Source organism: Streptomyces sp. CoH27, from assembly GCF_020181035.1.
GTDB classification, from domain to species: Bacteria; Actinomycetota; Actinomycetes; order Streptomycetales; family Streptomycetaceae; genus Streptomyces; species Streptomyces camelliae.
On the sequence record NZ_JAIQYY010000019.1, the window covers coordinates 148,452 to 173,400 of the forward strand.

Here is a 24,949-nt window from a genome sequence, read left to right on the forward strand (position 1 = left end):
GCGTTCCCGCCCTGCCGGCGTTCTCGACCGCAGGCAGCACACCCATCCGGACATCTATAGGAAAGCGGATCTCTGATATCGGGACATCGATAGGTGCAGTGGCTACGCCGGCTGCCATGGATCTGAACCTGCTGCACACGTTCCTGGCCGTGTACCGCTCCGGGTCGTTCACGGCGGCGGCACCGCAGCTGGGGCTGTCCCAGCCGACCGTGACCGCTCGGATCCGCACCCTGGAGCAGCGGACCGGGCGGGAGCTGTTCACCCGGCTGCCGCACGGGGTGGAGCCCACCCTGTACGCGCACGAGCTGAGCGCCCGGATCGCCGGCCCGCTGGACGAGCTCGCCGCGCTGGAGGAGCCCGGCGCGGCGGCGGTGCCCGTGCATCTGGCCGGACCGTCGGAGCTTTTGCGCGTACGGGTCCTGCCCGCACTCGTCCCGCTCGTCGCCGACGAGGGCGAGCTGCGGGTCGCGCAGGGGCTGTCCGAGCCGCTGCTGGAGGAGATGCGGGCGGGCCGGCACGACCTGGTGATCGCCACTCGGCGGCCGCGCGGCCGGGGCCTTGTGTCCGTGCCGCTCACCGACGAGGAGTACGTGCTGGTCGCGGGCCCCGCCTGGGCGGAGCGCGGCGCCGGGTCCGCCGATGTGTGCTCCGCGCTGCGGGACGTGCCGATGGTGACGTACGCCGAGGATCTGCCGATCGTCCGGCGCTACTGGCGGGCCGTCTTCGGCAAGCAGCTCACCGCCCGCGCGGCCATGACCGTGCCCGACCTGTACGCCGTGCTCTCCGCGATCACCGCGGGCGCCGGCTACAGCGTGCTGCCCCGCTCACTGTGCCGGGACCACCTGGACTCCGGCCGCCTGACCCTGCTGCACGATCCGGAGGAGCCGCCGCTGAACACCGTCGTCCTGGTGCAGCGCCCCGGTGCCGACACCAACCCGGACGTCCTGCGCGTGCGTGACCGTCTGCGGCAGGCGGCCCGTAGCTGGTGACTCCCCCGCACCTCGGACAACTGCTCAGCTCAGGGCGCATGCGGTGGTGCAAACACCCTGGGCGGCCTCAGGACAACCCCCGGTCCGGCCGGGTGACTGGCAGGCTGTTACGGCCGCACCGCCGTCCCGAGACTCGTCGGCATGACGATTTCCACCGACACCTCCGTCCCGGCCACGCTGCCGGCCGCCCGCTCCCGTACGTCCGGCTCCGGAGCCGGCAGCGACTTCGCCCGGCTGTCCCGTCGTATCGCCGAGGCGGGTCTGCTGGAGCGGCGCCCCGGCTACCACACGGCGCGGCTCGGTCTGGTGATCGCGCTGCTGGCGGCGGGCTGGGCGACCTTCCTCGCGCTCGGCGACACCTGGTGGCAGCTGGCTGTGGCGGCCTTCATGGCGTTGCTCTTCGGTCAGATCGCCCTGGTCGCCCATGACATGGCGCACCGTCAGGTCTTCGGCAGTGCCCGCAGGAGTGAGCTGTGGGGGCGGCTGTTCGGCAATCTGGCGATCGGCATGAGCTACGGCTGGTGGATGAACAAGCACACCCGCCATCACGCCAACCCCAACCACGAGGAACTCGACCCCGATGTCTCCCCTGACATCCTGGTGTGGTCCACCGACCAGGCCCGCAACAGCCGGGGACTGGCCCGGCTCATCGGCGGCCACCAGGCGTTGCTGTTCTTCCCGCTGCTGACGCTGGAGGGGTTCAACCTGCACGTCTCCAGTGTCCGGGCACTGCGCTCACCGTCGATGAAGAAGCGGCTGCTGGAGGGCCTTCTGCTGGGCCTGCACCTCGGGGCCTATGCGTCCGCGCTGTTCCTGGTGCTCTCCCCCGGCAAGGCAGTGGCGTTCCTCGCCGTGCACCAGTGTCTCTTCGGTGTCTACCTCGGCTGCACCTTCGCGCCGAACCACAAGGGCATGCCGACGTTCACCGGTGACGAGCGGCCCGACTTCCTGCGCCGCCAGGTGCTGACCTCCCGCAACGTACGCGGTGGCCTGCTCACCGACGTCATGCTCGGAGGGCTCAACTACCAGATCGAGCACCATCTGTTCCCGAGCATGCCCACACCCCATCTGCGCCGGGCCCAGGTCATCGTCCGCCAGTACTGCGCCGAGATCGGTGTGCCGTACCACGAGACCGGACTCATCCGGTCCTACCGCGAGGCCCTCACCCATATGCACCGGGTGGGGGAACCGATCCGGCGGCAGCGCAAAGCGTCCTGACGACTCGCCGGGGCACCGAGGCGGTCGGGGCTGCGGGAGAGGTCAGTCGGTCCGCACCGAGAGGCCTGAATCCGGCTCCGCCGCCACGTGACCGGAGTTCGCCACGGCCGTACCATCGGGCTCCTCCGCTACGAGGGCGGCCTCGCCACTCAGCCCAGCAGGAGGGCGACGGCCACGACGGGGATGACCCCGAGCGCGGACGCGGTCGCCGACAGGGCCAGGAACGCCGAACCAGGCACGCCGATGGGCAGGACGAGGCCTCGCTGGAACCGGTGCACGGTGACGCGCCCGGTACGGCGGCGGGCTCGTCAGGCAGGTCCGGCCGTGGTGCCGCCCGGCCGATACGGCGCTCAGGCCGGGCGGACGGAGGAGGACCCGCCGGTGCCGTGGCTCGTGGCGAAGCGGGACGGTGACATGCCGAAGGCGCGGGTGAAGGCCGCTGTCAGCGCGGCCGGTGAGGCGTAGCCGAGGCGGCCGGAGACCTCGGTGACCGATGCCGTGCGCAGCAGCGGTACGGCGGCGAGCAGGCGCGCCCGGGTCCGCCAGACCGCCGGGCTCTCGCCGGTCTCGGCGCGGAAGCGGCGGGTGAAGGCCCGCTCGCTCATGGCTGTCCGCGCGGCCCAGTCGGCATTGGTGACGCCTGCGTCCGGAGCCGCCAGGTAGGCGCGGCAGATCTCCGCGAGGTCGGGGGCGGTGGGGATCGCCACGTGGAACGGGAGCGGGGCGCGCGCGGCGATCTCGTGCAGCAGGAGCGCGACGACGCATCCCTCGCGGCCGGAGAGGCGGTAGTCGGCCTCGAACTCCACGGCGGCCAGGAGCAGTTCGCGCAACAGCGGCGGTACGTCCACGACCGTGCAGGTGGCCGGCCACCAGGGCACGGCGTCCGGCTCGATGTACAGGCTCCGGGTGCTCACCCCCACCATGCGGACCCGGTGCCGGGTGGTGGCCGGGATCAGGACGGCCCGCTCGGGCGGCACGGTCCAGGTGCCCTCGGGGGTGTCGACCACCATGACGCCGGTGGCGCCGTAGAGGAACTGGGCGCGCCGGTGCTCGTGCCAGTCGAGCACATGGCCGGGCGCGTAGTCGGTGCCGATGGGCAGCACGGCCCGGTCGACGTGGTCGTAGTCGGCCAGAGAGACGTTCTTCACCCGGCTCACCCTATGGCCGAGTCTCGAAGGGATGATGCCGACCATCGCATGCGGGACACCTGTCCCGGCTGGTGGGGTGGGTGCCGTGAACGTCATGGCACTTCTCGGCATCGGGCTCCTCACCGGAGTCACGACTGTGTTGTTCGGGTTCGGCGGCGGGTTCGTCGCGGTCCCGGTCGTCGTATGGGCGAACGCCGCCCTGGGCGCGGACGCGATACGGGTGGCCACGGCCACCTCGGCGCTGGTCATGCTGGTGAGCGCGGGGTTCGCCACGGCCGTCACGCCGCGCCGGGTCCTGTCGGCGCTGCGGGGCAGTGGGGTGCTGCTCGTCCTGCTGGCGGCCGGCGCGGCAGGCGGTGCGCTGGCCACGCGGCTCGCCCCGGCGGGGCAAGCCCGCTGGGGGTTCGTCGCGTACGTCGCCCTCACCATCGCCGATCTGCTGCTACGGCCCGGTTTCCTGCGTCCGCGCGGGCAGGCGGAGGCGGCCGGAGGGACGCCGCGTCCCCTGCCGGCCGTCCTCGGGGTACCGATCGGCGCGGTCGCCGCCTTTCTCGGTGTCGGCGGCAGCGTCATGACCGTGCCCGCGCTACGCCGGGCGGGACATCCGATGCGGGTGGCGACCGCGCTGGCGAACCCGCTCACCCTCGCCATCGCGCTCCCGGCCACCGCGCTTGCCCTGTACGGCGGTTCGGGCATAGCCGCCGCGGGGACGCACCCGCGCCTCGTCGGCCTGGTCGACCTGCGGGCCGCGGCGGCGCTGCTCCTCGGTGCCCTGCCCGTCATCGCGGTGCTGCGCCGGCGCCCGCCGCGCATCCCCGACCGCGCCTACGCCTGGGCGTACCTCGGGCTCCTGGGCGTGGTCGAGGCCGCGATGCTGCTGGCGGGCTGAATCCGTTGTCGCCTTCGGTCAGCGTGCGGCGAGGAGTTCGAGGGTGTCGATCACTCGGTTCGAGAAGCCCCACTCGTTGTCGTACCAGGCGACGACCTTGATGTGCCGTCCGTCGACGCGGGTGAGGGCCGAGTCGAAGATCGAGGACGCCGGGTTGCCGGTGATGTCGGAGGAGACGAGCGGGTCCTCGGAGTATTCGAGGACGCCGGCCAGCGGGCCCTGTGCGGCGGCGCGGTAGGCCTCCAGCACGTCGTCGCGGGTGACGTCGCGACTGACGGTGGTGTTGAGTTCGACGATCGAGCCCACGGGGACGGGCACGCGGATGGAGTCGCCGGACAGCTTGCCGTCGAGGTTCGGCAGCACGAGGCCGATCGCCTTGGCGGCGCCCGTCGTGGTCGGCACGATGTTCACCGCGGCGGCGCGGGCGCGGCGGGCGTCTCGGTGCGGGCCGTCCTGGAGGTTCTGCTCCTGGGTGTAGGCGTGCACAGTCGTCATGAACCCGTGCTCGATGCCGGCGAGTTGGTCCAGCACGGCGGCCAGCGGGGCGAGCGCGTTGGTGGTGCAGGAGGCATTCGACACGATGGTGTGCAGGGCGGGGTCGTACGCGTCGGTGTTGACCCCGTAGGCGAGGGTGACGTCGGCGCCGTCCGAGGGCGCGCTGACAAGTACCTTCCGGGCGCCCGCGTCGAGGTGGGCGCGCGCGGCCTTGGCCGAGGTGAAGCGGCCGGTCGACTCCAGCACGATGTCCACGCCGAGGTCGGCCCACGGCAGCTGAGCCGGTTCGCGCTCGGCAAGCACCCTGATACGGCGGCCGTCGACGACGAGGTCGTCCCCGTCGGCGGCCACGGGACGGCCGAGCCGGCCGGCCGTGCTGTCGTAGGCGAGAAGCCGTGCCAGGGCGGTGGGTTCGGTGAGGTCGTTGACGGCTACGACCTCCAGCTCGCTGTCGCGTTCCAGCAGCGCGCGCAGCACGTTGCGTCCGATACGGCCGAATCCGTTGATGGCGATGCGCGTCACGGGTGGTGTCCCCTTCGGTTGTTCACTGCGGGTCGCCACCAGCGTCGCGTGTCGCGTCCGGCCGTGGCCGTGTCCGGAGCGCCATGGTTCGCAAGGATCGCGCCAGGCTGCTCTCGCGCCGCTAATCGCCCTGGGTGAAGGTGCGCCGGTACTCGCTCGGGGTGGTCCCGAGGATCTGCTGGAAGTGCGCCCGCAGATTCGCGCCGGTGCCGAGTCCGACGTCGACAGCGATCTGCTCGACGCTGCGCTCGGAGCGTTCCAGCAGTTCGCGGGCCATGTCGACGCGGGCGCGCATCACCCACTGCATCGGTGTGTAGCCGGTGTCCTCCACAAACCGCCGGGAGAAGGTGCGCGGGGAGACCGCCGCGTGCCGGGCGAGCGCCGCGAGGCTGAGGGGTTCGCCGAGGCGGTGCAGGGCCCACTCGCGGGTCGCGGCGAACCGCTCGCCGAGCGGTTCGGGGACGCTGCGCGGCACGTACTGGGCCTGACCGCCACTGCGGTAGGGGGCGGCGACCAGACGCCGGGCGGCGTGGTTGGCGGCGGCGACGCCGAGGTCGGCGCGGAGGATGTGCAGGCACAGGTCGATGCCGGAGGCGGCGCCGGCCGAGGTCAGCACGCTGCCCTCGTCGACGAACAGCACGTTCTCGTCGACCTGGACCAGCGGATGCTTCGCCGCGAGGGCCCGGGAGTAGTGCCAGTGGGTCGTCGCGCGTCTGCCGTCGAGGAGGCCGGTGGCGGCGAGGGCGAAGGCACCCGTGGAGATGGCGGCGAGCCGCGCTCCGCGCGCGTGGGCGGCGAGCAAAGCATCGATGACGTTCCGCGGCGGATCCTCGCGGTCCGGGAACCGGTAGCCGGGGATGAAGACGATGTCGGCCCACGCGAGCGCGTCGAGTCCGTGGGCGACGTGGTACGACAGCCCGTCGCCACCGGTCACGAGTCCCGGCACGGCGCCGCACACCCGTACCTCGTACGGCATGCTCGCCCGGGTCGTGAACACCTGCGCGGGGATACCGACATCGAGCGGCTTCGCACCGTCGAGCACCAGGACGGCGACACGGCGCAGACGGGAATGGGGCACGGCGACCAGGGTACGAGGGGTACGGGTCGGGGTCGGGGGCGAGGTCGGTCGGCAGTGCGGCGCGGGACGCCGACGCGGTCCGGTCCAGGACCACCTCCCGTAGTCGTCCAGCTGTGGCCCGCATGGGCGAGGCGGGCCCGCAGTCGGATTTCGGCGCTCGGGGTGACGTACGCCCCGCGCCGTCCCCTGATACGACGGCGGGCCCCGCCGGTGGTGAACCGACGGGGCCCGTTGTCCGGGTGCGTACGACCGGGTGAGCGTGCTCAGTCCGTGCCGGACTCCATCGCGGCGCGGTCGAGCAGTTCGTCCTCTTCCTCCGGGGCCTCGCCGCGCGAGGCGATCGCCTCGGCGCCGCCGTGGGCCATCGCGCCGATCAGACCGGTCGAGGCCGCCTGCGCGGCGCCGATCAGCGCCGGGTGCTCGGTGCCGACCATGCCCAGGCCCGCGTACTGCTCCAGCCGGGCACGCGAGTCGGCGATGTCGAGGTTGCGCATGGTGAGCTGGCCGATCCGGTCGGACGGGCCGAACGCGGAGTCCTCGGTGCGTTCCATGGACAGCTTGTCCGGGTGGTAGCTGAACGCCGGACCCGTGGTGTCCAGGATCGAGTAGTCCTCACCGCGCCGCAGCCGCAGCGTCACCTCGCCGGTGACCGCGACGCCGACCCAGCGCTGGAGCGACTCACGGATCATGAGCGCCTGCGGGTCCAGCCAGCGGCCCTCGTACATGAGCCGGCCGAGCTTGCGGCCCTCGTTGTGGTACTGGGCGAGGGTGTCCTCGTTGTGGATCGCGTTGACCAGGCGCTCGTAGGCCGCGTACAGCAGGGCCATGCCGGGCGCCTCGTAGATGCCGCGGCTCTTCGCCTCGATGATCCGGTTCTCGATCTGGTCCGACATGCCGAGGCCGTGCCGGCCGCCGATGGCGTTGGCCTCCATGACCAGCTCGACCGGCGAGGCGAACTCCTTGCCGTTGATCGTCACCGGGCGGCCCTGGTCGAAGCCGATGGTCACGTCCTCGGCGAGGATCTCGACGGTGGGGTCCCAGAACCGCACACCCATGATCGGCTCAACGGTCTCCACACCGTTGTCCAGGTGCTCCAGGGTCTTCGCCTCGTGGGTGGCGCCCCAGATGTTGGCGTCCGTCGAGTACGCCTTCTCGGTGCTGTCGCGGTACGGCAGCCCGTGCGCGAGCAGCCACTCCGACATCTCCTTGCGGCCGCCCAGCTCGGTCACGAAGTCCGCGTCCAGCCAGGGCTTGTAGATCCGCAGGTGGGGGTTGGCGAGCAGCCCGTAGCGGTAGAACCGCTCGATGTCGTTGCCCTTGAAGGTGGAGCCGTCGCCCCAGATCTGCACGTCGTCCTCAAGCATCGCCCGCACCAGCAGGGTGCCGGTGACGGCGCGGCCGAGCGGCGTGGTGTTGAAGTAGGCACGCCCGCCGGAGCGGATGTGGAAGGCGCCGCACGCGAGCGCGGCCAGCCCCTCCTCGACCAGGGCCGCACGGCAGTCGACCAGGCGCGCGATCTCGGCACCGTAGGTCGCCGCACGGCTCGGCACCGAGGCGATGTCGGGCTCGTCGTACTGACCGATGTCGGCGGTGTAGGTGCACGGGACGGCACCCTTGTCGCGCATCCACGCGACGGCGACCGACGTGTCGAGGCCGCCGGAGAAGGCGATGCCGACGCGCTCGCCGACCGGAAGGGAGGTGAGGACCTTGGACATAGGAAGAGTATGCACCATTCCGTATGGCCATGCATAGTCGGGTGTCGCGATCGGCCACGGCGGAAGGGAGGCCGGTGATCGGTCCGGCCCGGAATGCCGGCAGCCGCAGCCCCGCTGGGGACGGTCTCACCGACGAGCGACGCCACCCGCCGGGCCTCGGCCCGGTCGCCGGGGCCCCGCCGGTGAGCGTGCCGTCGCCGAGCGGCAACGGGTCGGCCAGTCCTGGAGCGACACCGGGACGGGCACCGGACGGCGCCCGGTGCCCCGGCGAGCCGGTCGAAGCGCAGATGCCCGCAGGCGAATCCCCGCAAGCGATCCCCCGCCGGACGAGCAGCCCCACCAGTCGCCCACCACCGCCGTGGGCACCCTCGCCCGTCCCGGGCCGGACCGCCACCACGCTCCGGGCGGTCGGCGCCGAGGCTTCGACCGGCTTCGCCCTCGCCGTCCTGACCGAGTGAGCGGGAGACCGGCCTCAGGAGCGAGTGACCCGGTGCGGCGCCGGACTCGATCAGTTGCCGGTCAGCAGCCGTCGTACGACGTACCCCGCGGAGTCCACGCCCGAGCTGCCACCCTCGACGAGGGCCGCGACCGCGATACGGGAGTCGTAGGCGGTCAGCCAGCCGTTGGTGTGGTCCCCCTCCTCCGCGGTGCCGGTCTTGGCGCCGACGCCCGCCAGTCCGCCGAGCCGCGGAGCCGCGGTCCCGCTGGTGGCGACGCCGCGCATCATCGACTGGAGGTAGCCGGCCGTACGGGGCGAGATGGGCCGGGGCGCGGTGTCCTGGTGCTGTCCGGGCAGGATGACCGGCTGCTCGAAGCCGGCGTTGCGGACGGTCGCCGCCACCGACGCCATGAACAGCGGGGTGGCCGTGACCTTGCCCTGGCCGATGAACTGGGCCGCCTGGTCGCCGCCCTGGGCGTCCGCCGGGATGCTCGGGTCGGTGGTGGCGACCCCGCCGCCGATGGACCAGCTGCCCATGCCGAAGACGTTCACGGCCTCGTCGTGCAGGGCGGAGGCGTCACCATGGCGTACGAGGTGATGGAACCCGTCCTTGATGAACGAGGTGTTGCACGACACCGTGAACGCCTGGGCCAGCGAGGAGCCGGGATCGGCCCGTACACCGGGGTCGTTGTGGAACAGCTGACTGTTGGCCATCAGCGAGTCCGTACACGGCGCCGGGCTGTCCGGCGTGAGACCCGCCTGGTCGAAGAGGGCCGCTGCGGTGATGATCTTCATCGTCGAGCCGGGCGACTTGATGCCGTTGACGGCGATGTCCCCGTCGTCGCCGGTGTGCGCGACGGCGAGGATGTGCCCGGTGCGCCAGTCGAGCGCCACGGTACCGGCGGGCTTGCCCTGGAGGTTGGTGTCCTGGACCGCGTTCTCGGCCACCTTCTGAAGGTCCGCGTCGATGGTCGTCCGGATCACCGGGGCCCGCCCCTTGATGAAGACCTTCACCGTCTCCACCGGCTCGCCGTCGCCGCCGACCACGGCCACGCCCGTCTCGGCGCTGCCGCCGGTGGCCTTGGCGTTCTTGCGGATCGTCGCGGCGATGTCCCGCAGGGACGGGAAGCCGGAGAGGTCGGTCCTGCCGTCGGACGCGACGACCTTCGCCGCATCCGGGTCGGCCGGCAGCTTTCCCGCGACCAGCGACTGGCCGTCAGCCATGCCCGGATAGAGCACCGAGTTGTTCCAGTGCACCGCCGGCTGATCGTGCGTGCTCTTCAGCACCGCGACCGCGCTGGAGTAGCTCCATGTGCCGCCCGCCACCTGGGCGGTGACGTCGAAGGTGACCTTCGTGGCGCCCGGTGTCACCTGGGACGGCCCGACGGCGACGATGTGGTCGAACGACAGCTTCTTCAGCCGCAGTCCGTCGGCGTAGCTCCGCAGCGCCTGGGACGCCGTGTCCGGTACGTCGGTGTCGCTCGCCGCGCCGTCGAGGTGCTGCTTGGACCAGCTGTCCAGGAAGGCACGGGTCAGCTTCGCCGCCTCGGCGCCCGTCGGCGGCGTGCCCGACATCTCCGACGCGTCGAAGGTGCTCCCCCGCGTGGGCTGGGCGTCACCCGCGGAACCGGAGGTCAGGCCGTGGACAACGTTGTACGTACCGATTCCCCCGAGAGCGAGCAGCGCGGTGCATGTACCGGCAAGGCCGATCTTCACAGCTCTGTTCATGCGTCGGATCGTATGTACATTCCATGAAGACGCGTGCGGTTCGTCAACAGATCGTTATCGGACCGTCAAGCCGTCGCGTCTCCATATCACCGCGCAGGCACGGGAGTTCACCGGCAGAGCCGACGGCAGGGGCCTAACCGCCCGACACCACCGCCTTCAGTCCGGCCAGCGACTCCCGTGTCAGCTCCGCCATCGGGCGTTCCTCGCCGGCCGCGATCCAGCGGTCGAAGGCGACCTTGAAGACGGCGATGCCCGCCTCGGCGGCCAGGCTCGCAGTCGGTTCGGGTACACCGCGGCGCCGCAGGGTGCCGGCGAGCGCCGCCGACAGCGAGGCGAGCTTGATCAGCTCGCGCTCCATCAGTTCGGCGTTCCCCGTGATCACCGCGTGCCGCCGGCGGGCGAAGTCACGCCGGTCGGCGAACATCTCAGCGGCGGCGTACAGCCCCAGCGCCAGCGCGTCCAGCGGTGCCGCGGATTCCGGAGCGCCCGTGACCGCGCGCACGAAGAGATCTTCCAGCTCGCCGGAGCCGGCGAAGAGCACCTCGCGCTTGTCGGCGTAGTGCCGGAAGAAGGTCCGCTCGGTGAGCCCGGCCCGCTTGGCGATCTCCGCGACGGTGGTCTGCTCGTACCCACGCTCGCCGTACAGCTCCAGCGCGGCCTTCGCGAGGCGCCCGCGCGCGTCCGGCTCCCATCTGCCCATGCGCCGATCTTACGTGATGACAGTGACTGACATTCGGTGGTACTGTCTATGACAGTCACTGACATCGACTCTCTGGGGCTTCCATGCGCATCTTCGTGACCGGCGCCTCCGGCTGGATCGGATCCGCCGTCGTTCCCGAGCTTCTCGACGCCGGACACCAGGTCGTCGGGCTCGCCCGCTCCGACACCTCCGCCGCCGCGCTCACCGAGGCCGGCGCCGACGTCGTCCGCGGCACCGTCGACGACCTCGACGTCCTGCGGGAGGCGGCCGCCGCCTCCGACGGGGTGATCCATCTCGCCTTCAAACACGACATCGCCTTCTCCGGCGACTTCCAGGGCGCGGCCGAGGCCGACCGCCGCGCCGTCGACGCCGTCGGCGAGGCGCTCGCCGGCACCGACCGGCCCTTCGTCCTGGCCTCCGGCGTGGCCGGTCTCGCGCCCGGCCGGCGGGCGACGGAGCGGGACATGCCGACCGTCGACGGCTCACCCCTCTCCGTCCGGGCGGCCACCTCCCTGGCCGCGCTCGGCCTCGCTTCGCGCGGCGTCCGCTCGTCCGTGGTGCGGCTCTCCCCGACCTGCCACGGCGAGGGGGACAACGGATTCATGGCGACCCTGATCGCCACCGCCCGCGCCAAGGGCGTCTCGGGCTATCTCGGGGACGGCACCAACCGCTGGCCGGCCGTGCACCGCCTCGACGCCGCCCGGCTGTTCCGTCTGGCGGTCGAGAAGGCGCCCGCGGGCGCGGTGCTGCACGGCGCCGCCGAGGAGGGCGTCGCCCTCAGCGAGGTCGCCGAGGTGATCGGCCGCCATCTGGGTGTCCCGGTGACCTCGGTGGCCCCCGAAGCCGCGGCGGAGCACTTCGGCTGGATGGGCGGCTTCGTCGGCCTCGACGCCCCGGTGTCGAGCACCCTCACCCGCGACCTGCTCGACTGGCAGCCGGCCCACCCCGGCCTTCTGGACGACCTCGACAAGGGGCACTACTTCCACACCACGGGCTGATCACCGCCCGGCCCAGCGCTCCGATCGGGCCATTTCCAGGATCGTCCACCAGAAGGGACGTACGAACTGCGCAACGGCGCCGACGAGTTCTGACGCCGGACACGGCGGTCCCGCCCCGCGCCGCTCACGGGCCGGACGGGACCGCCGTGGGTGTGCCTAGGGCCGGGCGCGGGCGAGCGGCTCGTCGCCGGGTTCACCGCCCCGGCCGTAGACGCCGATCACGAGCGGGCCGGCCTCCCCGACGGCGGCCCAGGCGTCACCGGCCCGCTGGAACTCGAACTCGGTCCGGCTCCCGTCCACTTCGATGCCGAGCGTCGTCGGCCACGTGTGTTCCGGCCCGAGCCGTCCCGCCTCGCGGAAGGCGGCCTCGGCCTCGGCGTCGTCGGGACCGGCCGGGAACGCGAAACGGTCGGGGTCCGGCCGGAACGCCAGGTGCAGGGCGCCCGCGAGACACTCGACACGGGCCTCGGCGAAGGCGTTCTGGAGCCCGTGAAATCCGTACCGGTTGGAGTCGACGGGCCGCCAGGTCGATACGACGACGGTGGCTCCCGCAGCCGTACGGTACGCGTGGCTGACGAACCACAAGGGCTTCTCGGGCTTGCCCTCCACGGTGCCCCACCCTTCCAGCCAGCGCTCCGCAGCCCCGTGTGCGAGGCCGTGAACGGGGAATTCCTGCCCCTCATACGGGAGTTCGGGCTGGAGCCCTGGCCCTCTCAGCGCGGCCAGTCGAGGCAGGGCGTAGGCCCGGTCCCAGTCGTCCAGGTGGTGGCCGGAGGAAGAGAGGAAGCTCCGCAGCAGCGCGGCGCCCTCGCCCACGTACTGGGGTGCGAGCCGGGCCAGCGCGTACGCGCCGTCGATGTTCTCCCACTGCTCGACATAGCCCCGGTACTCGTTGGCCACGAGCCGCAGGGAACCGGCGGCACTTTTGACGTGGTCGCCGCCGAGGGATGCGCGAATGCGAGCGGCCTCGATGCGCCGCGCGGATCCGACGTGCTGGTTGCTCGTGAAGACGAGCCCGAGCCGGGTCGCCGCCTCGCCGGAGTACCGCGGCCCCAGCGCGATCAGCCGCCGCGCCCCCTCCAGTATGGCGTCTGCGTCGACGCGCCACTCGGTGTCGAGCAGCCGCCGCGCCTCGCGCACGTCCGCGCTGTCGTCGTGCTCCCCGTTCGTCACGCCGTTCTCCCCCTCGGTCCGGCAGACATCTCGATCCTGCTCGTTGCACGGTTCTCCTCGAAGGGTACGGCGAGTTGGCGGCCGTGGATCGGCCCGCGACGGCCGGCGTGCATGCGCCGCAGGCCACCGCTCCGCGTGACCGTGCGGGTCGGCACGACTCAGGTGAGGTTCAGCAGGCCCAGGTAGACGTCGAGTCGCGTGGCCGCCCGGAGCATGGCCAGGCCCTGTGCGGTGAGTTTGCGTTGCCAGGCCTCCAGGGAGGCGGCCAGTGCGTCGGTGCCGCCCGCTGTCCGGATCTGCCGGACGACCATGGCGATGTGATCCAGCGGATAGCCGCCGCGCCGCAGGAGGTGCGCCAGCTCGGCGTCGCGGACGTCGGCGGCGTCGAAGACGCGGTATCCGGTGGCGGGATCCCGGGCGGGGTCGAGAATGCCGGCCTCTTCCCAGTTGCGCACGGTCGCCGGGGTGATGCCGAGCTGGTGCGCGAGTTCGCCGACGGTTCGGGTGCCGGCGTCCGGTGACGGTGTCGGAGCGGAGCCGGACTCGGCGGTCAGGTGAGTCACCGCGTCGCGCACCGCGTCGAGGGTGTCCCGGTCGCGCAGCAACTGGCTGTGGCCGCGGTCGATGATCGTCAGGGCGTCGTCGAGCGCGTCCCGGTGGAGCGCGTTCATGATCTGGCCGCCGACCGCGTGACCGTACGCCGGGACGAGCGCGAGGAAGGCGCGGAGCGCCGCCGCGTGCACCTCGGTGTAGATGCGGTAGCCGCTCCGGGTGCGCTCGGCGGGAGGGATGAATCCGTCCCGCTCGTAGTTGCGGACCGCCTGGGTCGAGATGCCGTGCTCACGCGCGAGGTCCGCCGGACGGAAGGTGCTCATCGGTTGAGACTTTACGCCATGGCCCGCCGAAGCTTCCGGGGGCACCTCTCGCTCAAAGTATCAACCGAGCTTTCAAAGATACGATTGAGGCTCATGACTCAGGACATCCGAGACTTCGTCACCCCTTCGTGCGAACTGCTGGCGCTGGGCGAGCCGACACACCAGGAGCCCGCCTTCGGCCGGGTCCGCAACGAGCTGTTCGCCCAGCTGGTCGGGGGCGGCTTCCGGTCCATCGCCCTGGAGACCGACCGCGTGGCCGCGCTCGCCGTGAACGACTACGTCCAGGGAGGAGCAGGCAGCCTCGACACGGTGCTCAGCGAGGGCTTCTCCCACGGCTGGGGCGCGCTGGAGCCCAACAGGCGGCTGATCGCCTGGATGCGGGACCACAACCGCAACCGGCCGCCGGAGCAGCGGCTGGCCTTCCACGGCTTCGACACCCCGACGGAGAACTACAGCGCCCCCAGCCCGCGCGCCTACCTGGAACACGCCCGCGCCTATCTCGGCCTCGACCTCGACCTCACCCGCCTCACCGGCGACGACGAACGGTGGAGCCGCGCGGAGGCGGTCATGGACCCGGCCATGTCACCCGGCGCCACGGCCGAGGCCGGGCAGCTTCGGCTGATCGCGGACGACATGCTCACCTCGCTCTACACCCGCGCACCCGAACTCATCGAGTCCACCTCACGCGAGCGGTGGCTGCGGGCCCGGACCCACCTCACCGCCGGTCTCGGCCTGCTGCGCTACCACCATGAGTCGGCACGGCAGCCCCTCGACACCAGCCCCAGGGTCACCGCGCTGCTCGCCGTCCGGGACGCCCACATGGTCCAGAACCTGCTGGACATCCGGGACATCGAGGCGGAACGGGGACCCACCCTGGTCTTCGCCAACAACGGCCATCTGCAGCGCACCATGAGCGGCTGGCATCTGGGCGAGGTAGGGGCCGACTGGTGGGGCGCCGGTTCCGTCCTGGCCCACCTGCTCGGCGAGCGGTATCTCTTCGTCGTGGGCAGCCTCGGCCGCAGCGAAGCCCTCGGCCTCGGCGCTCCCGCGCCGGACACCTACGAGGGCCTCCTCCAGGCCCGCTTCCCCACCTGGGCACTGACCGCGCCCAGCACACTCGCTCCCGCCCGCGTCCGGACCGACACCGAACCGCGGCAGGGCTACGCCCCTCTCGCCCAGGCCACGCTCGACACGGCGGACGCGGTCCTGCACATCGGCGACGGCACGGCCGCGGCACACACATGAGGCTCGCTCGACCCGTGGTCCGTGACCGGCGTACCCGCGACGGCACCCCGAGCACACGAACCCCCTTGTGCCGCCGCGCCCTTCGGGTGCGGCGGCTCAGCGCAGCCCGAGACAGGGCAGCCACGTCCGTGCGGCGCCCTGTCCCGCGGTGAGCAGGGCACTCAGCGCGCCGGCCGCCCCGCCGAGGAGTCCCCTGGCCTCCTGGCCGAAGCTGTACAGCTCGGGCAGGCGGCCCAGCAGCCGGCCGAGCAGCCGCGCCTTCAGCTCGGCTGCCACCGGGAGGCCGGCGTGGTGGTCGAAGGCGTCGGCCACGGCCAGGACGCCCGCCGCGCCGTGGCACAGGGCCAGGACGTCGGCGGGGCGGTCGCCGAAGAGGTGGAAGCTCTCGTCGTAGCGTTCGGCGAGCGTGGCGAAGGCGCCGGCGGCCCAGGTGGCCGCCTCCGGGTCGCCCAGCGCGTCCGCCGCGTCCCACAGCGCCCAGGACACCCCGGGCGTGCCGTAGCACCAGGCCTGGCGGGCGCGGGGCCCGGCGGGCGGCGGTCCGTCGAGCCCGGCGCCGTCCCAGGTGCGCAGAGAGCGGGCGTCGTCGAAGGACTGGCGCATCAGCCACCGGGTGGTGTGGCGCAGGGCACGGGTCAGTTCGGGGCGGGGGCCCAGGTGGCGGACGGCGGCCGTGAGCGCGGCGACGACGCCGGCTGTTCCGTGCCCCATGCCGGTGTTGATCCGTCCGTCCAGCCAGTCGAGGTGGGGATGTCCGGCATAGCCCGCCGTCCGCAGTCGTGGCAGGTCGTCCGCGTCGCACAGTGCGGCCAAGTGGTCGGCGAACGGCACGAGGTCAGCCGGTTCAGGCTGGGTGCCGGCGCACAGCGCGAGCAGAGTCCCGGAGGGCCCGACGATCAGGTCGTAGTCGGGGAAGGAGACGCGGTCGCGCCGCCAGCCCCGGGCCGGCGCGGTGCGGACGAGCTGGTCGCGCAACCGGTCGGCGGCCAGGTTCAGTTGGGGGTGCAGCCGGGCGCCCAGCCGCAGGCCCACAAGGGTTCCGGCCAGCCCTCCGTCGTACAGGCCGCGATGGCCCGGCCCCTGTCCGGCGGTGCGGGCCCACACGGCCACCGCGCGGGCCGCCGTCCCGGCGCTCCCCGGCGGCCCCACGTCATGCAACAGGGCGGCCAGGACGGGGATTCCGGGATCGGACGGATGCCCGTCGCACACGCCGCCGTCACTCCCGCCGGCGGACCAGACGTCCAGGAGCCGGCCGACGAGCGCGGTGAGGGCGGTGAGGGCGGTGCCGGTGTACGGCGCATGCTGGGTGCCCTGCGGCATGGCATCTCCTCGGGGGTGCTCGGTTGCGGCGCTCCGGAGCTATGACGGGGGCCGGCCGGCGTCCCGCCCGGGCGGGATCCGGAGGGGCCGGGCGGGACGCCGGTACTGCGGTCTCATGCCACGAACGCTCGCGGCATGAGACCATCCCGGACAGGCCTCGGGGCACCCTTGCCGCGCCCTGAGGCCGCCGGCGGAAGCGATCTACCGGCGGATCGTCAGCAGACGACGCCGCTACAGATCACCACGGTGTCGCAGACGAGGACCGTGCACACACCGCTGCAGCCACCGGTGTCGGCCTCCACCGACGGCAGGGTGCTCTCGGTGATCCGGGCCTCCAGGTCACCGATGAGGGCGTCGAGGTCGGAGAGTTGCATGGCTTCGGGCATTGCTGTCCTCCTTCAGGGGACGGGATGGGTGTCGGGCCGCCCCGGAGACGGCCCGCCCGCTCGGGGCGAGCGCTCCGGGGGCGTCTGAAGTGCCGCGCAGTGCGGCGGCGGCGAGTGCCGCGAGTTCCGCGGCGCTCCGGTCGTACGGAAGTCTCAGCAGCAGCTGGGCGGCCACGGCCGCGCCGTCGTGCAGAGGGTCGTGGAGCAGCAGCTGTCCGGGCGCGGGGAGCATCTCCTCGACCAGGAGCTCCGGTCCGGGCTGGTGGGCGCAGACACGCTCCAGCAGATGCAGGGCGGTCAGCGCCTCGAAGTCGACGGGCACCGGCTTCGCCTGGGGTACGGCCCGTACGAACGCGAAGCGGGGCAGTCCGGCCGAGTGCCTGAGGGCGGCGAGGGCGCGCACCTTGGCCAGGTCGCTGTCGCCGGGCCGCCACAACCGGGCTCGGGACAGCCGCCACAGGGCCGGGCTGACGACGAGGTCCCCGCCGACGGTCACCCGGGGCAGGCGCTCCGCGCCGGGGAACGCCTCGGCCAGGCCGTCCAGCCGGATCACCCGCGAGGCAGCGGGGTGTCCGGCGGCCATCAGCAGCCGGACCAGGACATCGTACGGCGGCAGGGGTGAACGGGTGGCGTGATGCACGGGCAGGATGCGCCGCCCGTCGGCCTCGGCGATCACCTGCGAGCCGGCACGGCGGAGCGTGATCCGGTCCAGCGGCAGATAGCGCGCACCCGGACCGGCCGGTCCCCGGTACGGCGCCGGATCCGGATCGCCGGTCCACCACTCGGTGGTGACGGGACGTCGTACGGCGTTGGCAGCGCGCGCGGCCAGCGGGGGCACCAGGAGTTCGACGAACCGCGCGCCCGTCAGCCGCTCCACACCGGCGAGGAAGGCCCGGTAGCTGTGCGGGCTCCCGTAGCCGCCGTGGAGGGTGTGCAGCGCGTCGGCGAACCGGGCGTCCAGGATCCCCGCGGGCGAGGCCGTCTCCAGCACCGCGACCGGTCCCGGGGCCGGCAGCGGGCGTAACAGGCAGTCCAGGGGCCAGGACGGCAGCGCCGTGCGGGCCGGCGGCGCGCCGAGAGCGTCCAGCAAGCCGTCGTCCAGGTCCGCCTGTTCCTCGCCGGTGCGGTCGGCGAGGTGCGCCAGCAGGCGGGCGTAGCCGGAGCCTTCGGTCTCGGCGGGGTGCCAGCCGGCATACCGGCGCATGGTCTGCGGCGGGGGTAGCGGACAGGCGCTGTCCGGCAGGCTGCGGGCCAGGATCTCGCCGAGGGGGCGCGGCCGTTCGTCGAGCGCCGCGAGCTCCGGGGGCAGGGGGCGGGCATCCGGCGCCGGGAACCGGTCCGTGTCCCGCAGCCAGGCCACCCGGGCGGCGATCCGCAGCCCGCGCTGCACCCGCTCGACCGCCGCTGCGGGGACCGTGGCCGAGACAGTGCGGTACGAGTCGATGAACCAGGCGTCGGCTTCGCCGGTGTGCGCGGTCGGAGCGGAACCATGATCGTGCCCCGGCTCGGGCGTAGGTGCGGCTACGGCTGCTGGTGCGGATGGGGCGGACCGGGCATCGCTCGCCGATGCGGCGACGGCGGCGCGCCGACCGGCGCGGTGGTCGGTCTCGCGGGCAGCGGCCGGTGCGGGGACCGGCTGGGGAAGGACGTCACGCTCCCGCACCTTCTCCGCGGGGACCCATGCGGTGCTACGACGGCACGGGGCCGTGCAGACCTGGAGTACGCCGAGTTCGACCAGGTGGGCGAGGAAGCCGCGCAGCACGGCCGGGCCGGGGTCGGCCGCACGGATCGCCGGCGTGCCGAGCAGCGCTGTCTCGATGTCTCCCAACTGGCCCGGCCCATCAGCCAGTTGGGCGAGCACGGCGTCCAGCGGGCGGGTGCGCCGGAGGACGACCTGTCGCATCCTGCCGCGTTCGCGCGGGTCGATCACCCAGCAGCGCAGCACCCCGGTGCCGGTGTCCGTGGCCGTGCCCGCCGGGTCGAGGAAGTGCAGCGGGGCAGGGGCCAGGACGGTTGCGGGGCCGGCCGCCCTGAGGTCCAGCGTGCCGAGCCGGCCGCGCAGCAGGTGGACGTTCTCCACGGCCTCGGCGGCCAGCGCGCCGAGCGCCGTACCGGGCGGGACGAGCGGTGCCGCGGGGCCGTTGCCGCTCGCACCGTCCGCGGCCGCCGGGGCGACCCGCAGCGCGACGACCTGGCCGGCCCATCCGCGCGGGGTCGTCTTGGCCGCGGCCCGTCCCAGGGCCCGCCACAGATAGGCCCCGCGTTTGCGCAGCCGCTGCCCGTTCCAGGACTCGCCCTCGGCCAGCCGCCGGACGATGTCCGCGGACACGCCGGGCGCCGCCTCGTGGAGGAACGCCCGCATGACCGGGGCGGCACACACCAGCGACCAGCCCAGCTCCCCCACCCGCACCCGCTCGGCGGTCACCGCTCGCTCCAGCTCGCGCAGGGTCGTGTCGGCCGACTCGGTGTCCCGGCGCAGCCGTTCGGCCTCGCGCGCGAGGTCCCGGGCGGCGGGTAAGCCCTCCAGCAACCGGCAGTCCGCCGGGCGCGGAGCGGCAGCGGAGTGCAGCCGCCGGCGCAGGGCGAGGACGGCGCGCCGGTCGGCGGCGGTCAGTCCGGGGTGCGGTACGACGGTGACGCCGAGCGCTTCGGCCAGCGCCCGGGCGCGTTCGGCCCGCCGTCCGCTGTCGTGGGCGTGCTCGGTGAGGCGGGCGAACAGCTCCGGGCTGCCGGCCGCCGCCCAGGCCGCCAAGGGCATCCCGGCCACTCTCAGCAACGCGGTGCCGCCCAGCATCAGATCCTCTCCCACGTCAGAACCTCCCGTCGCCGGCGAGGGCATGCGTGAGCAGGCTCTGCCGGGCGAGGGACAGCCGACCGCGGTTCCAGTGGAAGATCACGTAGTAGGCCGCGGCGCGGCGGGGGCCGACGATCGCGTCGCCGGACTCGAAGTACCCGGTGCGCCACCGCTCGGCGCCCCGGCGCACCGCGGCCGCGTGGGCCTCGACCGCGGTCCGGCGCTTGTCGGGCAACGGGTCCAGCAGCGCGCGGGGACCGGCGTGCCATGCGTCCAGGATGCCCGTGGCGGCGCGGCGGGCGTCCCCGTCCAGGCCGGTGCCCAGCCGGCGCCCGGTGTCGTCACGCACCACCTCCCACACCCCTCGGTGCTCCCAGCCGACGACACCGAGCCCGCCGAGGAGTTCACCGAGCAGTACGAGGGACAGCCGCCAGTCCGCGAGGGCTTCGGGTCCACCGTCGGTGTGGTGGTCGAGCCAGGCGAGGGAGTCCACCGTGAACAGCTCGCGCACGAGCCGCATCGACCGCAAGCCGCCGAAGAGGTACGTCTCCGGCTCGTACATCCCGCACACCGGCGCGGCCGCCTGCCCGTCGAGATGGCGGAGACGATCCGTCAACTCGGCTTGTAACAGCTCTGGTTGGCGCTTGCGACCCTCGAACCGGGCCCGCAGACCCGGAGGTTTGTGCATGAAGAAGAAGGACTTCACCATGCCCGACGCGATCAGGTCGCGGGCCGTGTCGGCGAGGAAGCGGTACGTCCGTCGCCGGGCCGAGGGACCGGGTGCGAGACTGATCTGCACCCAGCCCGCCTCCGGCACCCCCACGCGCAGCGCGGACAGGCCTGCCGTCAGAAACTACGGCGGGCCGCCGCGTAGGCGGGCCCTTCGGGGACGACGGGCACCGTACCCAGGGAAATGTCACGCGCGTCCCGGAGACAATCGGCCAGCAACTGTTCGACCTCCACCTGCGTCCTTCCCTTGGCAGCCACGGAGCGATCGACTGAATTTTCCGCTCCTGTCATGGGAATTCCGCACTTGCTCCCACCTGAAAAACAGACCGGAATTCCTCATATGATCAACAGGGTTACGCCTGGTGCACAGAAAGCGCATGACGCGCCGAAGGCGCACTCCGCGCGCCACATCGGGTGCACGGGGATCCTCTCGGTTGTCCACAGAGCGTTGTCCACAGGCCTGTCGTCCGAGCTGCGGACCGTGCATGATCGGTTCGCGCACTGATCGTGTGCGGCACGAGACCGGGACAAACGGGTGGGGTCGGTAATGCAACGTCGATGGGTGAAAGTCCTGGCGATCACGGTCGTGGTCCTGGCCGTGCTGTTCACGGTCGCCGACCGCGTGGCCGTGCACTTCGCGAACAAGGAGGCCGCGCGCCTCGTCAAGGAGAAGTACGACTACGGCAACACCACCGACAGCCACGTGGACGTCTCCATCGAGGGCTTCCCGTTCCTGACACAGGCGCTCAGCCAGAGCTTCGGCCACGTCAAGCTCACGGCCAGGCAGTTCACCGTCGACACCACGACCAACGCTCAGGGCGGCTATCTGCCCATCAAGCGGTTCCAGCTCGACCTGCACGGCGTGAACGTGACCTCGCTGACGGCGAGCAGCGCCGAGGTGAACCTCGCCACCGGCACCCTGACCCTGTCGTACGACGAACTGTCCGGCGTCGTCACGAGGTTGGCCGGCAGCGGCGGTCCCATACGCGTGTCCCAGGCCCCAGGATCGTCGGAGCAGGCGGCGAAGGTCAGGATCACGGGCACGGTCGGCGGACGGAACATGGACGGCACAGGCACGCTCCTCGCCCAGGGCGACGAGATCACCCTCACTGTTCCTGGTGCCCGGCAGACCGCGCCCGCGTGGCGGGTCACGCTCCCGGAGGGCGTCGGCTTCACCGCGGCACGCTCGACCTCGGACGGCGTCGAGATCACCATGGTCGGCCACCAGGTGACGCTGGGCAGATCACGCTTCACGAGATGAGCGCCGGCCACGCCCCCGAACACCGGCACCGTCCCGACACACCGACCGGAGAAGACGCACTTGACACCGCACTCCGCAGACGAAGAGGCCTGGACGATCTACGGCCAGCAGCGCTCGACCGGGGATACTCGCCGCCGGTCCCGGAGCGCATCGACTGGGGCTTCTGGCCGGGTGTGGGTCCGGGGGCGGAGATCATCGGAGACATCCGGGGCAAGCGGGTGCTCGACATCGGTTCGGGCCCCGGCCATCACGCCGTGCACCTGGCCCGCACCTACGGCGCCCTCGTGGACGGCGTCGATCTGTCCCCCACGCAGCACCGACGCGCGCTGAACGACCACGGCACAGAGCCCGGTGTCCGTTTCCTGTGCGCCGACGTCGCCGAGCATCTCCGCCGGACCCAGCGGTCGTACGAAGCGGCGTATGCCCTGCGCACCTTCGGCTGCGTCGATCCGCTGCACCTGCTGCCGGCACTGCGCGACGGGCTCGTACGGGGCGCGCCGTTGGTCTTCTCGGCCCTGCACACCGACGCCGACGGACAGGGGCCGTCGAGTGAGCCGGTGGTGCGTCAGGGATACGTCCGGCTGCGTGACCAGGAGCCCATCGCGGTGCGGATGTGGGTGCTGTCACCGGTGCTGTGGGAGGAGCTGCTGGCCGCCCACGGCTTCGACGTGGAGGTGTCCGAGCTTCTCGCCGCCCCGGACGCGGGCAATCCCGTGGTCGTCCAGCTGGTCCGCGCCCGGCGCCGTTGAGCTGCCTGCCCATGGGCCTCGGCTGTGCACACCGGTGACACACCGGCGCGCACGGCCGCGATGACCGCACACCCACTCGGCCGGGCCTCGTCCAGGCCCGTCGAGGCGCGGGACACAGTGTCTAGCCGAGGATTTGCGCGGCGAGCGCGGTTCCCTCGACACGGGCGCGGATCTTGGCGAACGCCACCTCACGTGACGTGGAGGTGTCGTCGGCGAACGGGGCGAAGCCCGCGTCGTCGCAGGTGCCCAGCTGGTCGACGGGGATGTGCTTGGCGGCCCGCAGCACCCGGTCGCGGACTTGCTCAGCCGTCTCCACGCGCGGATCGGTCGGATCGGTGACACCGACGAAGACCCGGGTTCCAGGGCGCAGCTCGTCGGCGATCAGGCGCAGAACACGGTCCGGGTCGGCCTCGCTCGCGAGCTGCAGATAGAAGTTGCCCGCGGTGAGCCGGAAGAGCCTGGGCAGCAGCTCGGCGTAGTCGACATCGAGGCTGTGTGTGGCGTCCTGGTCGGCGCCGGGCCCGCTGTAGACACCGATGCGGGCCCGCTCGCTCTCGGCGAAGCGGGCCAGCACCTGGTTGTTGAGGGAGACGAAATCGTCCAGCACCTGCCCGCTGGGGTCGAGCTTGAGGGAGAGACGGGCCTCTTCGAAGTCGAGTTGGACGACATGTGCACCCGCGTCCAGACACCTGCGGATCTCTGCCTCCGCCTCATCGGCCAGCTGGTGGAGGTACTCCTCTCGCGGGTACCCCACGATCCCGGCGGCCGGGTAGAGCAGGCTCAGTGCCGACGGTGCGACGACGGCCTGCTTCACCGGCACCCGGGCGTGCCGCAGGGCGGCGCGCAGGTACTGGTCGGCGGACACCAGATAGCGGAAGGGCCCGGCCGTCAGAGCGGGCAGCTGCCGCTGGTGCCCGTCGGCGAAGGGGATCACCACGCCGTCGGACGACAGACTGGGGGAGCCCGCGATGGGATAGGTGAGAAAGCCGGGCTTGCTCTGCTCGCCGTCGGTGACGACCGGCGACCCGGCCGCCTCAAGCCGTTCGATGGTGTCACGGACGGCTTCTCGCTGGGCGTTCGTGAAAGCATCCTCGTCCAGCTCCCCGGTCTGGAACGCGGCCCTGGCCTGGAGCAGCTGAGGAGAACGGGGAAGGCTGCCGATGGGTTCGGTAGGGATGATCATGGCGGCAGCCTAGGGAGCACACAGTCACCGTTCCGGTCCGAACACCTCCCGCTCCCCTGATTCCACCCGCACAGGGCACGAACGCCCCATGGCGTTGACCTCGGCCTTGCCCCTGAGGGCAAGGTTCAGCATTGAGTTACGACCGGCTCCAGGACGCGGCGGTCGCCGCCGTGGTGCACGCACGGCCGGCACGCCCTGACCTGCATGGTGCCGGATCGCAGTCGTCGGCGGTCGGCGTCCCCGGCCCCCGGAGCCGGCTCGCGCACCAGGAACACATCCGCCGCATCCGCGGACTCGACCGTGGCTGTCGGCCGCCCAGGAACGCCATGACCCGACTCCGGTCCAGGCGCTCACCACGGGACGGGAGAGCCACGACACATGAACGGCCCCTGTCGCCCATCTTGTCACCGCGCAACGCACAGGCTTCACTCAGCAGAAAACAGGCTGACCCACCCGTATCATCCCCTGTGTTGTGCACCTTCGAAGCACAACTCCCGCTCCCCGCCTGCCGTCACCGGACTCGTCGAGCGAGCGGCACATCACCGCCGGACACGGAGGAACAGATGTCTGAAAGCACCACACCCGTCACCGAGTTGACCTCGCAGTACGTCAGCCAGGTGTCCAATGACCTCGAACGCAATGTCAAGGAACAGGAACGCATCACGGCCGAAATCGCGGCACTGCAAGAGCAGTTGACCGGTCTGCAGCATGATCACGGTGTCCTCGTGAGCATGCAGCAGGCGCTCGGTGTCACGCCCCCGGCCGACGCGCCGGCCGCCACCGAGGGCGTCGTGGTGCCCGCCCCGCGCAAGAAGTCCACCACGGCGACCGGCCCGGTGAAGACGCCGAAGAAGGCGAGCGTGCCGGAGGCCGAGGCCAAGAAGCAGCCGGCCAAGAAGCCCGCGGCGAAGAAGGCGGCGGCGAAGAAGCCCGAGGCCAAGAAGGCTGCCCCGCAGGCGGCTCAGCCCACGCTCGTCGAACTCGTCCGGCGTCACCTGGCGGACCAGAAGGAGCCCCGTTCCGCGGCCGAGGTCGCCGAGGCACTCGGCAAGGCACTTCCCGACCGGGAGATCCAGACCAAGGTCATCCGCACCACGCTGGAGAACCTGGTGGCCCGCAACGGCGCCCAGCGCACCAAGCAGGGCACGTCCGTCTTCTACACCGTTCCCGCTGCCGCCGAGGCTACGGCCGCGAGCGAGCCGGAGGCCGGGTCCGACGCCTCCGCGTGACCCGTGGTCGCGGTGCCGGCCGTGCCACCCGGGCGCCGAAGAAGTGTCTCCGGCCGCTCGGGACCGGTCGTGGTCGGCACCGGCGC

At 72.2% G+C, this 24,949-nt stretch carries 22 protein-coding genes; 8 read left to right on the forward strand and 14 right to left on the reverse strand.

Features of this window, described 5'->3' with window-relative positions; all coding sequences use genetic code 11:
• Positions 1–116: 116 nt before the first annotated feature.
• A complete protein-coding gene (locus tag LE548_RS30100) occupies positions 117–989 on the forward strand; it encodes a LysR family transcriptional regulator (protein WP_225100114.1) in 873 nt (290 codons plus the stop codon).
• Between the two features lie 141 nt (positions 990–1,130).
• Positions 1,131–2,207: an acyl-CoA desaturase gene (locus tag LE548_RS30105; protein WP_225100115.1), complete on the forward strand. Its 1,077-nt coding sequence runs from the start codon at positions 1,131–1,133 to the stop codon at positions 2,205–2,207.
• 149 nt (positions 2,208–2,356) lie between these two features.
• Here the strand turns inward: LE548_RS30105 and LE548_RS45615 are convergent, their stop codons facing one another.
• Both LE548_RS45615 and LE548_RS30110 read right to left on the reverse strand, forming a co-directional pair.
• Positions 2,357–2,485, reverse strand: coding sequence for a hypothetical protein (locus LE548_RS45615; protein WP_263636730.1), 129 nt, complete (start codon positions 2,483–2,485; stop codon positions 2,357–2,359).
• A 72-nt stretch (positions 2,486–2,557) separates the two neighbouring features.
• Positions 2,558–3,355 (reverse strand): helix-turn-helix domain-containing protein, encoded by a 798-nt coding sequence (locus LE548_RS30110; RefSeq protein WP_225100116.1) that lies wholly within the window; start codon positions 3,353–3,355, stop codon positions 2,558–2,560.
• A 94-nt stretch (positions 3,356–3,449) separates the two neighbouring features.
• Between LE548_RS30110 and LE548_RS30115 the strand changes: the two genes are divergently transcribed.
• The gene (locus LE548_RS30115; RefSeq protein WP_263636731.1) at positions 3,450–4,244 is read left to right on the forward strand and encodes a sulfite exporter TauE/SafE family protein; all 795 of its coding nucleotides are present in this window, start codon (positions 3,450–3,452) and stop codon (positions 4,242–4,244) included.
• 18 nt (positions 4,245–4,262) lie between these two features.
• Here the strand turns inward: LE548_RS30115 and gap are convergent, their stop codons facing one another.
• The 5 genes from gap to LE548_RS30140 all read right to left on the reverse strand — a co-directional run bounded on the left by gap (position 4,263) and on the right by LE548_RS30140 (position 10,921).
• Complete coding sequence (gap, locus tag LE548_RS30120) at positions 4,263–5,261, reverse strand: type I glyceraldehyde-3-phosphate dehydrogenase (RefSeq protein WP_225100118.1); 999 nt, start codon at positions 5,259–5,261, stop codon at positions 4,263–4,265.
• 121 nt (positions 5,262–5,382) lie between these two features.
• Complete coding sequence (locus LE548_RS30125) at positions 5,383–6,339, reverse strand: GlxA family transcriptional regulator (protein WP_225100119.1); 957 nt, start codon at positions 6,337–6,339, stop codon at positions 5,383–5,385.
• Positions 6,340–6,602: 263 nt separating this feature from the next.
• Entirely contained in the window at positions 6,603–8,054 is a 1,452-nt protein-coding gene (gene argG, locus LE548_RS30130; protein ID WP_225100120.1) for an argininosuccinate synthase, read from the reverse strand.
• 508 nt (positions 8,055–8,562) lie between these two features.
• On the reverse strand, positions 8,563–10,221 hold the full coding sequence (locus tag LE548_RS30135) for a penicillin-binding transpeptidase domain-containing protein (protein ID WP_225100121.1): 1,659 nt from the start codon (positions 10,219–10,221) through the stop codon (positions 8,563–8,565).
• 133 nt (positions 10,222–10,354) lie between these two features.
• Positions 10,355–10,921 (reverse strand): TetR/AcrR family transcriptional regulator, encoded by a 567-nt coding sequence (locus LE548_RS30140; RefSeq protein WP_225100122.1) that lies wholly within the window; start codon positions 10,919–10,921, stop codon positions 10,355–10,357.
• A gap of 83 nt (positions 10,922–11,004) precedes the next feature.
• On the opposite strand from LE548_RS30140, the gene LE548_RS30145 reads away from it, so the two are divergent.
• On the forward strand, positions 11,005–11,919 hold the full coding sequence (locus tag LE548_RS30145; protein ID WP_225100123.1) for an SDR family oxidoreductase: 915 nt from the start codon (positions 11,005–11,007) through the stop codon (positions 11,917–11,919).
• A 156-nt stretch (positions 11,920–12,075) separates the two neighbouring features.
• Here the strand turns inward: LE548_RS30145 and LE548_RS30150 are convergent, their stop codons facing one another.
• Both LE548_RS30150 and LE548_RS30155 read right to left on the reverse strand, forming a co-directional pair.
• A complete protein-coding gene (locus LE548_RS30150; RefSeq protein WP_225100124.1) occupies positions 12,076–13,092 on the reverse strand; it encodes a hypothetical protein in 1,017 nt (338 codons plus the stop codon).
• 158 nt (positions 13,093–13,250) lie between these two features.
• The gene (locus LE548_RS30155) at positions 13,251–13,967 is read right to left on the reverse strand and encodes a TioE family transcriptional regulator (RefSeq protein ID WP_225100125.1); all 717 of its coding nucleotides are present in this window, start codon (positions 13,965–13,967) and stop codon (positions 13,251–13,253) included.
• Positions 13,968–14,060: 93 nt separating this feature from the next.
• Here LE548_RS30155 and LE548_RS30160 point away from each other — a divergent pair, with 93 nt between their 5' ends.
• Entirely contained in the window at positions 14,061–15,212 is a 1,152-nt protein-coding gene (locus LE548_RS30160; RefSeq protein ID WP_225100126.1) for an erythromycin esterase family protein, read from the forward strand.
• Positions 15,213–15,308: 96 nt separating this feature from the next.
• On the opposite strand, the gene LE548_RS30165 is transcribed toward LE548_RS30160, so the two are convergent.
• The 4 genes from LE548_RS30165 to LE548_RS30180 all read right to left on the reverse strand — a co-directional run bounded on the left by LE548_RS30165 (position 15,309) and on the right by LE548_RS30180 (position 20,511).
• Positions 15,309–16,532: a lanthionine synthetase LanC family protein gene (locus tag LE548_RS30165; RefSeq protein WP_225100127.1), complete on the reverse strand. Its 1,224-nt coding sequence runs from the start codon at positions 16,530–16,532 to the stop codon at positions 15,309–15,311.
• Between the two features lie 215 nt (positions 16,533–16,747).
• Positions 16,748–16,918 (reverse strand): hypothetical protein, encoded by a 171-nt coding sequence (locus tag LE548_RS30170; protein ID WP_225100128.1) that lies wholly within the window; start codon positions 16,916–16,918, stop codon positions 16,748–16,750.
• Positions 16,872–19,727 (reverse strand): lantibiotic dehydratase, encoded by a 2,856-nt coding sequence (locus tag LE548_RS30175; protein ID WP_225100129.1) that lies wholly within the window; start codon positions 19,725–19,727, stop codon positions 16,872–16,874. Before LE548_RS30175 ends, LE548_RS30170 begins: the two co-directional genes overlap by 47 nt.
• 1 nt (position 19,728) lies before the next feature.
• Positions 19,729–20,511 carry a thiopeptide-type bacteriocin biosynthesis protein gene (locus LE548_RS30180; protein WP_308030777.1) on the reverse strand — a complete coding sequence of 261 codons (783 nt, stop codon included), beginning with the start codon at positions 20,509–20,511 and terminating at the stop codon, positions 19,729–19,731.
• A 492-nt stretch (positions 20,512–21,003) separates the two neighbouring features.
• Here LE548_RS30180 and LE548_RS30185 point away from each other — a divergent pair, with 492 nt between their 5' ends.
• On the forward strand, positions 21,004–21,702 hold the full coding sequence (locus LE548_RS30185) for a DUF2993 domain-containing protein (protein ID WP_225100130.1): 699 nt from the start codon (positions 21,004–21,006) through the stop codon (positions 21,700–21,702).
• Positions 21,699–22,451, forward strand: a complete 753-nt coding sequence (locus LE548_RS30190) for a cyclopropane-fatty-acyl-phospholipid synthase family protein (protein ID WP_225100131.1) — start codon at positions 21,699–21,701, stop codon at positions 22,449–22,451. The genes LE548_RS30185 and LE548_RS30190 overlap by 4 nt, the downstream gene beginning before the upstream one ends.
• A 121-nt stretch (positions 22,452–22,572) precedes the next feature.
• On the opposite strand, the gene LE548_RS30195 is transcribed toward LE548_RS30190, so the two are convergent.
• A complete protein-coding gene (locus LE548_RS30195) occupies positions 22,573–23,634 on the reverse strand; it encodes a cobalamin-independent methionine synthase II family protein (RefSeq protein ID WP_225100132.1) in 1,062 nt (353 codons plus the stop codon).
• Positions 23,635–24,197: 563 nt separating this feature from the next.
• On the opposite strand from LE548_RS30195, the gene LE548_RS30200 reads away from it, so the two are divergent.
• Positions 24,198–24,863 (forward strand): hypothetical protein, encoded by a 666-nt coding sequence (locus LE548_RS30200; protein WP_225100133.1) that lies wholly within the window; start codon positions 24,198–24,200, stop codon positions 24,861–24,863.
• Positions 24,864–24,949 lie beyond the last annotated feature (86 nt).

What these genes read in the sequence shown, in the direction of transcription:
- LE548_RS30200 (WP_225100133.1), top strand. Translation starts at nt 24,198, where the DNA reads ATGTCTGAAAGCACCACACCCGTCACCGAGTTGACCTCGCAGTACGTC.
- LE548_RS30135 (WP_225100121.1), bottom strand. Translation starts at nt 10,221, where the DNA reads ATGAACAGAGCTGTGAAGATCGGCCTTGCCGGTACATGCACCGCGCTG.
- argG (WP_225100120.1), bottom strand. Translation starts at nt 8,054, where the DNA reads ATGTCCAAGGTCCTCACCTCCCTTCCGGTCGGCGAGCGCGTCGGCATC.
- LE548_RS30155 (WP_225100125.1), bottom strand. Translation starts at nt 13,967, where the DNA reads ATGAGCACCTTCCGTCCGGCGGACCTCGCGCGTGAGCACGGCATCTCG.
- LE548_RS30170 (WP_225100128.1), bottom strand. Translation starts at nt 16,918, where the DNA reads ATGCCCGAAGCCATGCAACTCTCCGACCTCGACGCCCTCATCGGTGAC.
- LE548_RS30140 (WP_225100122.1), bottom strand. Translation starts at nt 10,921, where the DNA reads ATGGGCAGATGGGAGCCGGACGCGCGCGGGCGCCTCGCGAAGGCCGCG.
- LE548_RS30190 (WP_225100131.1), top strand. Translation starts at nt 21,699, where the DNA reads ATGAGCGCCGGCCACGCCCCCGAACACCGGCACCGTCCCGACACACCG.
- LE548_RS30105 (WP_225100115.1), top strand. Translation starts at nt 1,131, where the DNA reads ATGACGATTTCCACCGACACCTCCGTCCCGGCCACGCTGCCGGCCGCC.
- LE548_RS30160 (WP_225100126.1), top strand. Translation starts at nt 14,061, where the DNA reads ATGACTCAGGACATCCGAGACTTCGTCACCCCTTCGTGCGAACTGCTG.
- LE548_RS30115 (WP_263636731.1), top strand. Translation starts at nt 3,450, where the DNA reads ATGGCACTTCTCGGCATCGGGCTCCTCACCGGAGTCACGACTGTGTTG.
- LE548_RS30165 (WP_225100127.1), bottom strand. Translation starts at nt 16,532, where the DNA reads ATGCCGCAGGGCACCCAGCATGCGCCGTACACCGGCACCGCCCTCACC.
- LE548_RS30145 (WP_225100123.1), top strand. Translation starts at nt 11,005, where the DNA reads ATGCGCATCTTCGTGACCGGCGCCTCCGGCTGGATCGGATCCGCCGTC.
- LE548_RS30195 (WP_225100132.1), bottom strand. Translation starts at nt 23,634, where the DNA reads ATGATCATCCCTACCGAACCCATCGGCAGCCTTCCCCGTTCTCCTCAG.
- LE548_RS30100 (WP_225100114.1), top strand. Translation starts at nt 117, where the DNA reads ATGGATCTGAACCTGCTGCACACGTTCCTGGCCGTGTACCGCTCCGGG.